The organism is Undibacterium cyanobacteriorum, from assembly GCF_031326225.1.
Taxonomy (GTDB): domain Bacteria; phylum Pseudomonadota; class Gammaproteobacteria; order Burkholderiales; family Burkholderiaceae_D; genus Undibacterium; species Undibacterium cyanobacteriorum.
Genome location: NZ_CP133720.1, coordinates 3886457 through 3898811, shown reverse-complemented (window position 1 = coordinate 3898811; position 12355 = coordinate 3886457). Strand labels below are relative to the sequence as shown.

The following is a 12355-nucleotide window of genomic DNA, read 5'->3' as shown; positions in this document are numbered from 1 at the left end:
TAGTATGCCAATATTTCCTCGTGCCAGTGCGGCGCTTGTCTCCAGCATTTCTAGTGTCTTGCTTTGCCTCGCCTTGCCACAGGTGAGCATGGCTGTTGAAGCTGCTGAAGGCGCAAAGCTGAGCAGTAAATCCAGTTCCAAACCGAGCGCGGCCGTCAATGTGTTTATCGGCACTGGTGGTGATGGACATACCTTTCCTGGTGCCACACGTCCTTTCGGCATGGTGCAATTGAGTCCCGATACGCAGGTACGCCATTTCAAGCAAAGCTATCCTTGGGCGGCGGGCTATCGGTATGAAGATGATTCCATCCTCGGCTTTTCACACACCCATTTTTCCGGTACGGGACATTCAGATTTAGGTGATGTGTTGTTGATGCCGTATAGCGGTGAAACCAAATGGGAACCTGGCTATCCAGAGCGTGCCTTTAGCGGCTACCGTTCACGCTTTAGTCACAAATATGAGCAAGCAGAGCCCGGCTATTACGCAGTGAAATTGCTGGATCATGATATTCAAGTCGAACTCACCGCCAGTGAACGTGTTGGTCTCCATCGTTATCGTTATGCGGCAGGCGAAGAGGCCAAGATCTTAGTCGATTTGCGAAATAGTATTTACGATTATAAGAGCAAGAATTTGTGGTCCAGCATGCGGGTGCGTAATGGAACTTTGGTGACCGGGATGCGTGAGACGCGCGGCTGGGCGGCGGGGCGTCAATTGTATTTTGCCATGCAGTTCTCGCAGCCGTTTATTCAACGTGATATTCAAAATCGAGAAGAGGCCGTCGAATACCGTGGCTTCGCCGGACCCGGTAGCAATGGCAAAGATAAAGTCAAAATTGAAGGCAAGGCGCTGGTTGCCAGTTTTGATTTTGGCCAAGCTAAAGATCAAACGGTGATGGTCAAAGTGGCGATTTCCGCTGTCAGTGAAGAAGGTGCGATTGCCAACTTGCAAGAGATGTCGGGCTGGGATTTCAATGCCGAGCGCGCCAAAGCGAGTGCGGCTTGGGATGAAGCTTTGTCGGCCATCAACATCGAAGCGAAATCAGAAATGCGCAGCATGGCCTACACGGCCTTGTACCACAGTATGATGGGGCCAAGCCTATTCATGGATAGCGATGGACGTTATCGTGGGCCGGACAACCAAATTCATCAGGCACAAGGTTTCCGTTTTCACTCGACCTTCTCCTTATGGGATACCTATCGCGCCTTGCATCCTCTGTTAAGCTTAGTCCAACCACGGCAACGCAATGCCGACTTTGTGAATTCTTTAGTCGCTTCTCAACAATATAGCCCTGATGGCATCCTGCCAGTGTGGCAGTTCCACGGCTTAGAAACTTGGTGCATGATTGGCTATCATGCGGTACCGGTGATCGCTGATTTATACATGAAGGGCGTGGGCGGTTTTGATGCAGAAGCCGCGCTCGATGCAATGGTGAAAAGCGCTGAATACGGACCCTACGGTGGCTTGCAGCATTACATGAAATATGGATACGTACCGACCGACCTTGAGCCAGAAGCGGCGTCGAAAACGGTCGAGTATGCGTTCGATGATTGGACCATTGCGCGCATGGCAGAGAAGATGGGTAAAGCCGATATCGCTAAAAAATTCTATGCACGCGCACAGTATTATCGCAACGTGTTTGATCCCAAGACGGGCTTTATCCGCGCTCGCAAAAGCAATGGTGAATTCCGTGTACCGTTTGACCCAGCAGTGTCGAACTTCGGCAGTGATTACACAGAGGGCAGTGCATGGCAGTATTCCTGGTATATGCCACACGATAATGCAGGCTTGATCAGCATGCTCGGTGGCGATGCGGCTGCTATCGCCAAAATTGATCAAGTCTTTGATGCCAAGGTCGATGAAAAGATCTACGCCCACATGGAAGATATCTCGGGCTTGATTGGCCACTACGCGCACGGCAATGAACCTTCGCATCACGTCGCGTATTTGTACAATTATTTCGGTGCACCGTGGAAGACGCAAGCGCGTTTGCAACAGATCATGGATAGCCAATACCATGCGGGTGCTGATGGCTTGGCTGGTAACGATGACTTGGGTCAGATGTCCGCTTGGTTCGTCTTCACTTCGCTGGGCTTTTATCCAGTCGCACCAGGCAGTAATGAATACGTGATTGGCCGCCCGTTCGTCGATAAAGCCACGCTGAATTTGCCTAACGGAAAACGCTTCACGATTCGTGCCGATAACCTAAGCAAGGCCGCGATGTATGTAGGCGCCGTCAGCCTCAACGGCAAAGCGCTCGAGCAGAATTTCATCACGCATGAGCAAATCATGCAGGGCGGCGAACTTGTGTTTCGTATGCAAACCACGCCGAACAAGCAATGGGGGAATGCGCGGACGGCGCGGCCTTATACGCAGACGACGTATGGCGTCCAGTGATTGAGCTAAGTGATTTCGTCGCGTACTTCTTTTTCCAAATGCGCGACTTGTCCCCATTCAATTAACTGGAGGCGATCGTTTTCGAAGCGGAAGTGATTGATGCTGGCATTGAAAATCGTCACTGCACGTTCGGCATTGAGTGGTAGTCCTGATGCTTCGCGCCAAGCGCATTCGAGGACGCCGCCGTGGGCGACTAAGGCGATGCGTTGGCCTGCATAGTGAGCAGCGTAGTCGCGTAGGCAGCCAATCACTCGCTGGTGAAATTCACGGATACTTTCGCCGCGATTGTTAGGATCTTCTGGCTTTGCGGGGAAGTGCAGATCGGGGTCGCGAGAACGCCATAGCGCATATTCCTGGGGATAAACATCGGGGAGCTCGCTATACAGCTTGCCTTCGAAATCGCCGAAACAACGTTCACGCAAACGGGCGTCGATTTGCACGTCGATGTTTTGTTGGTCGGCGATTGCTTGCGCTGTATGCAAAGCGCGCTGTAGATCGCTAGAGATAATGGCTGCGAGTTTATCTGTAGCCAAGTGTTGGCCGAGCGCTTGCGCTTGACGTTGCCCCTCGGTGTTGAGCCCGATATCGAGGTGACCTTGTAGACGACGGACGGCATTCCACGCGGTTTCGCCGTGGCGTATCAACAGTAACTCGGTCACCTGCGGACTAACATTATGCACTTTGCGTTCACTTCGTTTTTGCTTTGGTTTGCAACCAAAACGTCACTGGGCCATCGTTGGTCAGGCTAACCTTCATGTCGGCACCAAACTGTCCGGTTTCGACGGTGGGATGCTGCTGACGCGCAAGGGTGACGAAGTGATCAAACAATTGTTTGCCCAATTCTGGCGGCGCGGCTGGTGTGAAGGAGGGGCGAGTGCCTGATTGCGTATCAGCGGCGAGGGTGAATTGCGGAACCAACAGCAAGCCACCTTGCACATCGGTGATGCTGCGATTCATCTTGCCAGCATCATCACCAAACACGCGATAACTCAAGAGTTTCTTGAGCAAGGCGGCGGCATCGGCTTCTGTATCTTCTCGTTCTGCGCACACTAGTACCATCAGGCCAGCGTTGATGGCACCGATGGTTTGACCATCCACCACGACGTTGGCGTGGCTCACGCGTTGGAGTAAAGCGATCATGCCGACAAATGGACTTTCATGAACTTACGTTTGCCGACTTGCAAAACCATGGTGCCGCTTTGGATTTGCAATTGTTTATCGCTGACGACATTGCCGTCGATACGCACACCGTTTTGATCGATCATGCGAATCGCTTCCGAAGTCGACGCACACAAGCCCGTTTGTTTCAGCAAATGAGCGATGCCGATTGGTGCGCCAGTCACATTCATTTCTGGCACATCATCAGGAATGCCACCTTTAGATCGGTTCACGAAATCGGCCAAAGCATCTTGCGCCGCTTGTTGGCTGTGGAAACGCGTTACGATTTCTTGCGCCAAGGCGACTTTGATATCGCGCGGATTTTGACCTTCGGCGACTGATTTTTTGTATTGCGCGATTTGTTCCAACGAACAGAAGGACAGTAAATCGTAATAACGCCACATCATTTCATCAGAAATACTCATGACCTTGGCGAACATGGTATTGGCTGGCTCGGTGATCGCAATGTAATTGTTTTTGGACTTCGACATTTTTTCGACGCCGTCCAAGCCTTCCAACAAAGGCATGGTCAAAATACATTGCTGTTCTTGGCCAAAGTCTTTTTGCAATTCACGGCCGACCAAGAGATTGAATTTCTGATCGGTACCACCGAGTTCGAGGTCAGCGTTCAAGGCCACCGAGTCGTAACCTTGCATCAAAGGATAGAGAAATTCGTGCACAGAAATCGGCGTGCCGGCTTTGAAGCGTTTGGTGAAATCATCGCGCTCCATCATGCGGGCCACGGTGTAACGAGAAGCCAATTGGATCATGCCGCGCGAACCCAAGGCATCGCACCATTCGGAGTTGTAGCGAATCTCAGTTTTGCTGGCATCGAGTACCAAAGACGCTTGCTTGAAATAGGTTTGCGCGTTTTCTTCGATTTGTTCACGCGACAGCGGTGGGCGTGTCGCATTGCGGCCCGATGGATCACCGATCATCGAGGTAAAGTCGCCGATCAAAAAGATCACGGTGTGACCAAGGTCTTGCAACTGACGCATTTTGTTGAGCACCACGGTGTGACCTAAATGCAAATCAGGCGCGGTTGGATCTAAGCCCAGTTTGATACGCAATGGCTTGCCAGATTGTTCACTGCGCGCCAATTTTTGGGCAAACTCTGATTCGATCAGTAATTCATCCACACCACGCTTCGTCACAGCGAGTGCGTGTTGCACTGCGTCGGAAAGAGGAAGCAATTTAGAAGTGTCTTGCGCTTTGTCGTTAGTTTGTGGCGATGTCATGATGATTCAAAAAAAGAGCTCGCGTTGGCGAGTGAGTTTAGTTCGTTATTAAAAATCCCAGGGTGCTATCTTATGTGCTGATCAGTTTGAAAGTCTAGCGTGGCAATACGAGGCATCCATAATTTAGCGCTGTAATTCCGACACTGAGTTATCTTGAATAATCAGCTAGTGGTTTTGATATTCTTTTGCGGTGCGACAGACAGCTTGTGGCTTGATGTCGAACAGATCAAATCTTGATCTTGTTGAGCCCGATTCTAGGCTTGCATTATTCGCCATTTGCTTTACAATCAGGCGACTATTTTTAAGCCCCCGCTTATTCTACTCGACAGCTGGCCTCAAATCGAAGAGCTGAGCTAGTCCGCATAATAAATCATACGAGGAGTGGGTTTGCTAACACGCTGTTCGTGGCGTACCACCGGGAAATCGCCACGAAGCCCTAATTTTAACTTATTGCATGCGATTCTTAGATAAATTCCGTCATCTAGCTGCAAATCTGACCGCTTCCGCGCAAGTTAAAGCCCAAGAAACCATACAAAGTGCCGTGCAAAGTGTGCGCACGATGCGTCCATCACGCGTGCTTTCTTTCAGTGCTTTATTTTTCGCCGTCTGTGCAGTTGGTGCGGTTGGTGTAGCGCCGTTGGCGCCAGATGCAGCCGATTTGCCTGTCAAAACCATCGTACAAGAATTGCCTTTGCCTTCTTTAGAAGAGCAAATGGCGAAAATCATCTTGCAACCGCAGCACTTCATCAAAGAAGAGAAAGTGCAACGTGGCGATAGTTTGGCATCCTTGCTACAACGCCTTGGTGTTGACGATAGTAAGGCCAGTAACTTCATTAAGACCGATGCTGTGGCACGCACTTTGGTGCAAGCACGCGCAGGCCGCACCGTACGTGCGAAAACCACTGACGATGGTTTGTTGGAATGGTTGCGTGTCGGTTTGCAAGATGATGGCAAACAAAACAGCAAAACCTTGGTGATTTCGCGCGACGAACATGGCGACTTCCGTGCTGAAGAATTGGCCGAACAATATGAGCGTCGTATTGAAATGCGTTCAGGCGAGATCCAATCTTCTTTGTACGTAGCGACCGATAAAGCCTTGATTCCTGGCGCGGTAGCGGACCAAATCGTCAAGATGTTCGAGACCAATATTGATTTTTACAAGTTACAGCGCGGCGACTACTTCAATATCGTGTATGAGACTTTTTGGCAGAACGGCGAAATGGTCAAGACCGGTCGTTTGCTTTCTGGTGAGTTCCGTAATGCCGGCAAGTTATTCCAAGCCGTATGGTTTGACGAAGGTGCAGGCGAGGGTGGTTACTACAGCTTCGATGGGAGGTCTTTGAAAAAAGCTTTCTTGAAATCGCCATTGGAATTCTCCCGTATCTCGTCTGGCTTCTCGATGCGTATCCATCCGATTTCTGGTAAATGGAAAGCACATAAGGGTATCGACTTTGCTGCAGTGACAGGAACCCCGATTCGCGCTTCAGCAGATGGCACCATCGATCATGCTGGTGTGCAAGGCGGCTACGGCAATATGGTTATTATCAAGCACTGGAACGGCTACAGCACTGCTTATGGACATATGAGTCGCATCGCCGTGCGCAAAGGCGCCCGTGTCATGCAAGGTGAGGTGATTGGCTATGTAGGTTCAACGGGTTGGTCGACCGGTCCTCATTTGCATTATGAATTCCGCGTCAACGGCGAAGCCCGTGATCCTAATACGATTAGTGTTCAAAGCGCAGCTGCGTTGGCCGCTAATGATATGCCACGCTTCCGCACCGTCGCGGCAGATATGGAACATCGTTTTAATCTCTTGCGCCCAGAACGCGGTTCGGCAGCACGCACAGCTGCGCGTTGATCGAGCTAAAGATTTAATCGCTTCTTGCATCATAAAAAGCCGGACTGTGGTTCGGCTTTTTTATTCGCCTTGTGGCATGATGCAGAGTCGATCCATCAATTTTTGTGCCTTTTGCCTATAGTAGCCGCCATACTCATTCAATCATCCCATGAATACGCTTCAACAATCGAATCTCTATATCGGCTTAATGTCGGGAACCAGTCTTGATGGCGTGGATGGCGTCTTGGTCGACTTGCCGCGAGCTACAGAACCAATGCGGATTCTCGCCACAGCCCATATTCCTTTTGATGCCGCGCTGCGAGAGCAAGGTATGGCTTTGCAACAGTCGGGATACGATGAAATTCATCGAGAAGCTTTGTTCGCTAATGAAGTGGTGGAGCAGTATGCCCATTGCGTGCAACGCTTATTGGAATTGGCGGCAGCAGCGATTAAGGCATCAGATCTTGAACCTACAAAATCCCTGATCCCAGAACATCCTAATACGCTCAACATCAGAGCAATTGGTGTCCACGGCCAGACCATACGGCATCGTCCTGAACTAGGCTATACCAGACAAACCAATAATCCTGCGCGTTTGGCAGAGTTATGCGGCATCGATGTGATCGCGGATTTTCGTAGTCGAGATGTCGCAGCGGGCGGACAAGGCGCACCCTTGGTACCGGCTTTTCATCGCGCGATTTTTGCGAGTGCGCAAGAGTGTCGTGTGGTCGTCAATATCGGCGGCATTAGCAATATCAGCATTCTGCATAGTGATGGTCGTACATTTGGTTTTGATACAGGGCCGGGCAATGTCTTGATGGATGCATGGATCGCACGACACCACGGCAAGACCTATGACGCCAATGGTGAGTGGGCTCGTTCAGGCAAGGTCAACGAGGCTTTCTTAAACTGCCTGTGTGAAGAAGCGTTTTTCAACTTGGCACCGCCTAAAAGCACGGGACGTGATACTTTTCATCTCGCATGGCTTGACCAAAAACTCGCTGCCTTTGAAGCGCAATCGCCACAGCAAAATTCAATCACGATTGAAGATGTGCAGGCCACCTTATGTGCCCTAACTGCTAAAACGATCGCCAAAGAAATCATGTCGCACGCAACCGAATGTGCAGCAGTATTTGTTTGCGGTGGTGGTGCTTTCAATGATTTTCTCATGGAACAACTTGCTGAATTTTTGCAGCAGTTTGGTCAGCCGCCACGGTCGGGGAGGGTGATTCCCGTATCATCGACGGCCACCCTTGGTGTGGCGCCTGATCAAGTGGAAGCCTTAGCTTTTGCGTGGTTGGCGCAGTGCTTCGCGGAACGTCAACCGGGTAATGTAGAAGACGTGACAGGTGCTGCTGGGCCGCGTATTTTAGGTGCCATGTATCCCGCTTAAAACAAAAGGCGCACAAGAGTTCGAATGGCGTCACCACGCGTCAAAATAAATCTAACGAAATCTAACAAGAGAGCCGCGAGGCGAGATTTTTATGAGCAAATTTTTATATATCGCAGACCCCATGTGTTCATGGTGCTATGCCTTTAGTTTGGAATTACAGAAACTGTTAGATCGCATTCCTCATGCGGAGCTTGACATCGTACTCGGTGGGCTGCGCGCCTACAACACAGAAGTCATGGATGACGACACGCGTCAGATGATCCTTTCGCATTGGCAGCGTGTGCAAGAGGTCAGTGGTTTGCCGTTTGATATGAATGGACTCAATAAACCCGGATTTATCTTCGATACTGAACCAGCATGTCGGGCAGTGGTGGCCGTGAAATTGTTGGCGGACGATTTGGATGCGAAGCAAATTTTGAACGTATTCCGCGCCGTGCAACATGCTTTTTACGCACAAGGATTGGATGTCACCAAAGACGAAGTGTTGGCACAAGTTTGTGTAGATGCGCTCAACCAAGGTCAAGGCGACGGTGCATTTGATGTGGCAAGTTTCCTTGAAACTTTGCAGGCACCCTCAACACGAGAAGAGACTCGTTTGCATTTTGAACAGATTCAACGCTGGGGCATTCGAGGCTTTCCCGTGTTATGTTTGGTGAAAGAAAGTGGCTTGCATATGATCGCCTCAGGTTACGCCAAGCTTGAGCAAGTCGAGGCGAATTTACTGGAGCTTATTGGATCTTAATGGGAGTTGAAACGAATTAGTAGGCAGAGGGGATGTGGCAAGGCGTATTGAAATCGCCAAAAAAGTTTATGAAATTCTGAAAGTGAATTTTCAAAAATAATGTTATTTTAATAATTTATTAATTGTAAATTCCGCTATAATCCCCTTTCAACGTCAGTTGAATAAAATTCAATAAACTTTTCAAGAGATATAACAATGAAAAAAATCCTAGCAATGTCTGTAGTGGCGTCGACACTGGCAATGACTGGTTGCGCATCTATTTTGAACGACAAAACTCAGGCAGTGAATGTGTCCGCTTCCAACGGTAAAGAAATCGCCGGTACAGTGGATGGCGTTCAATTCAAAGGCCCAGGTATCGTTAATTTGACACGTGAAAACAAAAACAAAGTTTTCTTGGTAACGACAGAAGGCTGTGCCAAAGAAACGGTTGCGGAAAAAGGCGTCGATGGTAAATTCTTCATCAACATTTTGACTGGCGGTACTTTGGGTTCTTCCACAGACTATTCCACAGAAAAAATGTGGCGCTACTCTGAGAACGTTGTTGTTTCATGCAAATAAGCGCTTCTCACCAAGCTCGAAAAGGCGGCTATCTGGCCGCTTTTTTTTCGATCCTGATTCTGTTCTTCACCTCGACCCAGTCAGCGCAAGCGAGTGAGGCGGATGAGCTTAATTCGATTTCAGCTTATCAACAAAAGGCGCACCAATTAGCGCTTGCCAAGTCACCGATGTGGTCCGCCTTATTACATGCGGATCAAGGCGGATTTCATATTACTTCGTCAAAGTTCCTTTTGAGCGCTGATACGCCAGAACTCGAGCGCGAGTTGAATTTGACGATTGCGTGGCTGATGAGTGGCGAAGCGGGCGCTGTATGCCGTTATCCAGCACGATACCTGTGGTTGCGAGAGGCACTTGCGATTCCAGAGCAAGCACTCGAATCATGCGATGAACTACAAGAATTTTTAACACGAGCACCAGCCGAACGTGTTGATTTGGTGTTCGCTGCCGAAAATATTACGCAGGCCTCCAGCATGATGGGACACGTGTTCCTCAAACTATCGGGCAAGAGTTCCATGGGACAAAGCACGGAACACGCGGTGTCTTTCTTTACCGATGCAGCGGGCTATAACCTTCCTAAACTTTTTTTCGATAGCATGGTGATCGGCAAGCTAGGCTATTTTTCTTTGTCGCCATATAGCGAGAAGCTGCAACTATATGTGGGAGAAGAGCAGCGTAGCGTGTGGGAATATGAGTTGCGTTTTTCAGCCGCCCAAAGACGCTTATTGCAAGCACACTTGATTGAACTCAAGCAGGCTAAGCTCACCTACTTTTTTCAAAAATATAATTGCGCCACCTTGCTCGATTTCGTAATTGCGGTGGCCGCTGGAAAGTCCCTCGACAAAAGTGGCTTCTGGGTCACGCCTAAAGATGTCGTCAAGCGAGCCTATGCCTTGAATTTGATTGAGAGCAGTCGGGTGCATGCGCCGAATCAATGGTTATTGCGCGCTTACCAAACAGGTTTGACAGCTAGCCAAGTTGAACACGTGGCGGAAGCGGTCAAACAGCAGCAAAGCATATCGTTCACGGCCCCAATTTCGGATGCGGCAAAGGCACAAATGCTCGCATTGGCTGATACCTATGCTGCCTATTTGACCGATCGTGAGCTCCTCAAGGGACCAGAAGTCGCAGCTTACCGTCAATCGCTACGTGAAAATAGAAGACAACTACCATCGCCCGAGTTCCAGTTTGAGAGTTTGAAAGATCCAGCGAATTCGCCGCAGGATTCGCAATGGGATCTGGGATTAACGCGTCAAGGAAAAGCGAACAATCTTCGTTTCGTCATCAATCCGGCTTCGCACCATCTGAGTGATGATAACCGCACCTACAATACGGAGAGCGATTTACGCGTATTTGAAACCAGTCTGCTGGTCGGACTGGATCGGCGGTCCTTGCAGCTAGAACGCATGACGGTGTACTCGAGTCAATTGCTGATGCCGTATGATGGTTTGACGCGCACTTGGTCGAATGCCGTACTGGTTGAGTTAGCGCGCCAGCCTAAGCAAGATGGAGGCAATGCTCTGCGTTGGCAGTTGGGAGCAGGACGTGGCTTGAGTTGGCGCGTCTTCGACGATATCGATATCGCTGCGATGTTGAACGGCGGCCTCTCCAATCGCAGCGATCAATGGCGCTTATACCTTGAGCCGCAGGTGACGATGGTGGTGCGTAGCCTGTTTGATAGCAAAATGATTGTGCGCCTCAGCCAGGTTTCCAATCTCGAGCGCGACCAGCAAGCGCTAAGCCGCGTACAATGGGAACAAGTAAAATACTTTGACGGACAAACTTGGTCACTCCATTTCGCTTGGAAACGTGAAAGGATGACCGGGTTCTCACGCTCGCAATGGGATCTGTTTGTACGCCGTTTCTTTTAAAGTTTTATTCGACCCCATCTTAGTTTCCCATTTTTTTGGGGGGCTGTTCTTGAGGAGTGATTATTGATGTCGCAGTTGTTGAGTCCTAGAATTCAAATCGCTGAGCAAGGCCCAGAGTTTTCCCAAATTGTCTTGGGTTTATGGCGTTTATCCGCTTGGCAGATGAGCGTGCCAGATCGTGTGAACTTCTTGGAACAAGCTTTAGAGCTCGGTATCACCACGATTGATCAGGCTGACATTTATGGCGACTACACCAGTGAGAGCTTGCTCGGTGAGGCGTTTGCTTTTGCCCCAGAACTGGCGCGACGTTTTCAAATCGTTACCAAATGCGGCATACAGTTTCAATCCGCACAGCGGCCGCATCAAACCTCACATATCTACGATACGAGCGCGCAGCACATTACTTTATCGGTCGAAAATTCTTTGAAGGCGATGCGCCTCGACAGCATCGATCTTCTATTGATACATCGACCTGACCCACTGATGGATGCCGACGAAATGGCGCACGCCTTCACCCGACTGCGTGAGGGCGGTAAGGTGAAACATTTTGGCGTCTCCAATTTCACACCCTCACAATTTCAACTATTGCACAGCCGTTTTCCCTTAGTGACCAATCAAGTGGAATGTTCTTTGATGCAAACACAAGCACTTGAGGATGGGTCCTTTGACCTGTGCCAGCAGTTGAAAATGTCGCCAATGATTTGGTCAGCACTCGGTGGTGGTGCATTGTTTGAGGGTAAAACAGAGCAAAGTCAACGCGTGCTGACAGCGTTAACGAAGATTGCTGCTGAATTGCGAACCACTCCAGCGACGATCGCCATCGCTTGGCTCTTGCGTTTGCCAGTGAAGCCTTTGATCTTGACGGGATCTGGTCGTGTCGAAGCGTTGCGCGAAGCGGTAGGTGCGACTGAACTCGTTTTGAACCGCCCACAATGGTTCGATTTGTGGCGTGCGAGCAAAGGCTACGATATTCCTTAATCGTTGATGCGGAATTTCGAATTCTGTGGATCTCGGGAATAGCTATACGCACTTTTCTGGGGCAAAGTATCGATTCTTGGTATCGTTCCCGTTTTATATTTTTGAGTTTTAATAAACTTTATAAATTCGCTCGTGTTAATTTGCCTACAGGTATCAAAAATCGCTTTCCATCGTAGTTGTTTCCACGT

Annotated in this window: 10 protein-coding genes; 7 read left to right on the top strand and 3 right to left on the bottom strand. The window is 49.6% G+C overall.

The window, feature by feature from the left end; all coding sequences use genetic code 11:
- Window positions 1-4 precede the first annotated feature (4 nt).
- Window positions 5-2395 (top strand): GH92 family glycosyl hydrolase, encoded by a 2391-nt coding sequence (locus RF679_RS16210; RefSeq protein ID WP_309481670.1) that lies wholly within the window; start codon window positions 5-7, stop codon window positions 2393-2395.
- A gap of 5 nt (window positions 2396-2400) precedes the next feature.
- On the opposite strand, the gene RF679_RS16205 is transcribed toward RF679_RS16210, so the two are convergent.
- The 3 genes from RF679_RS16205 to tyrS are packed head-to-tail and all read right to left on the bottom strand — an operon-like array spanning window position 2401 to window position 4791.
- Window positions 2401-3075, bottom strand: a complete 675-nt coding sequence (locus tag RF679_RS16205; RefSeq protein WP_309481669.1) for a histidine phosphatase family protein — start codon at window positions 3073-3075, stop codon at window positions 2401-2403.
- A 7-nt stretch (window positions 3076-3082) separates the two neighbouring features.
- Window positions 3083-3535 carry a D-aminoacyl-tRNA deacylase gene (gene dtd / locus RF679_RS16200; RefSeq protein ID WP_309481668.1) on the bottom strand — a complete coding sequence of 151 codons (453 nt, stop codon included), beginning with the start codon at window positions 3533-3535 and terminating at the stop codon, window positions 3083-3085.
- Window positions 3532-4791 (bottom strand): tyrosine--tRNA ligase, encoded by a 1260-nt coding sequence (tyrS, locus tag RF679_RS16195; RefSeq protein WP_309481667.1) that lies wholly within the window; start codon window positions 4789-4791, stop codon window positions 3532-3534. Before tyrS ends, dtd begins: the two co-directional genes overlap by 4 nt.
- A gap of 454 nt (window positions 4792-5245) precedes the next feature.
- Between tyrS and RF679_RS16190 the strand changes: the two genes are divergently transcribed.
- The 6 genes from RF679_RS16190 (at window position 5246) to RF679_RS16165 (ending at window position 12167) form a co-directional block, all read left to right on the top strand.
- Window positions 5246-6649 carry a M23 family metallopeptidase gene (locus RF679_RS16190; protein ID WP_309481666.1) on the top strand — a complete coding sequence of 468 codons (1404 nt, stop codon included), beginning with the start codon at window positions 5246-5248 and terminating at the stop codon, window positions 6647-6649.
- A 148-nt stretch (window positions 6650-6797) separates the two neighbouring features.
- The gene (locus RF679_RS16185; protein ID WP_309481665.1) at window positions 6798-8021 is read left to right on the top strand and encodes an anhydro-N-acetylmuramic acid kinase; all 1224 of its coding nucleotides are present in this window, start codon (window positions 6798-6800) and stop codon (window positions 8019-8021) included.
- A gap of 91 nt (window positions 8022-8112) precedes the next feature.
- Complete coding sequence (locus RF679_RS16180) at window positions 8113-8763, top strand: DsbA family protein (protein WP_309481664.1); 651 nt, start codon at window positions 8113-8115, stop codon at window positions 8761-8763.
- 195 nt (window positions 8764-8958) lie between these two features.
- Window positions 8959-9321 carry a hypothetical protein gene (locus RF679_RS16175; protein ID WP_309481663.1) on the top strand — a complete coding sequence of 121 codons (363 nt, stop codon included), beginning with the start codon at window positions 8959-8961 and terminating at the stop codon, window positions 9319-9321.
- The gene (locus RF679_RS16170; protein ID WP_309481662.1) at window positions 9312-11189 is read left to right on the top strand and encodes a lipoprotein N-acyltransferase Lnb domain-containing protein; all 1878 of its coding nucleotides are present in this window, start codon (window positions 9312-9314) and stop codon (window positions 11187-11189) included. The genes RF679_RS16175 and RF679_RS16170 overlap by 10 nt, the downstream gene beginning before the upstream one ends.
- Before the next feature lie 66 nt (window positions 11190-11255).
- Window positions 11256-12167 carry an aldo/keto reductase gene (locus tag RF679_RS16165; protein WP_309481661.1) on the top strand — a complete coding sequence of 304 codons (912 nt, stop codon included), beginning with the start codon at window positions 11256-11258 and terminating at the stop codon, window positions 12165-12167.
- Window positions 12168-12355: the final 188 nt, after the last annotated feature.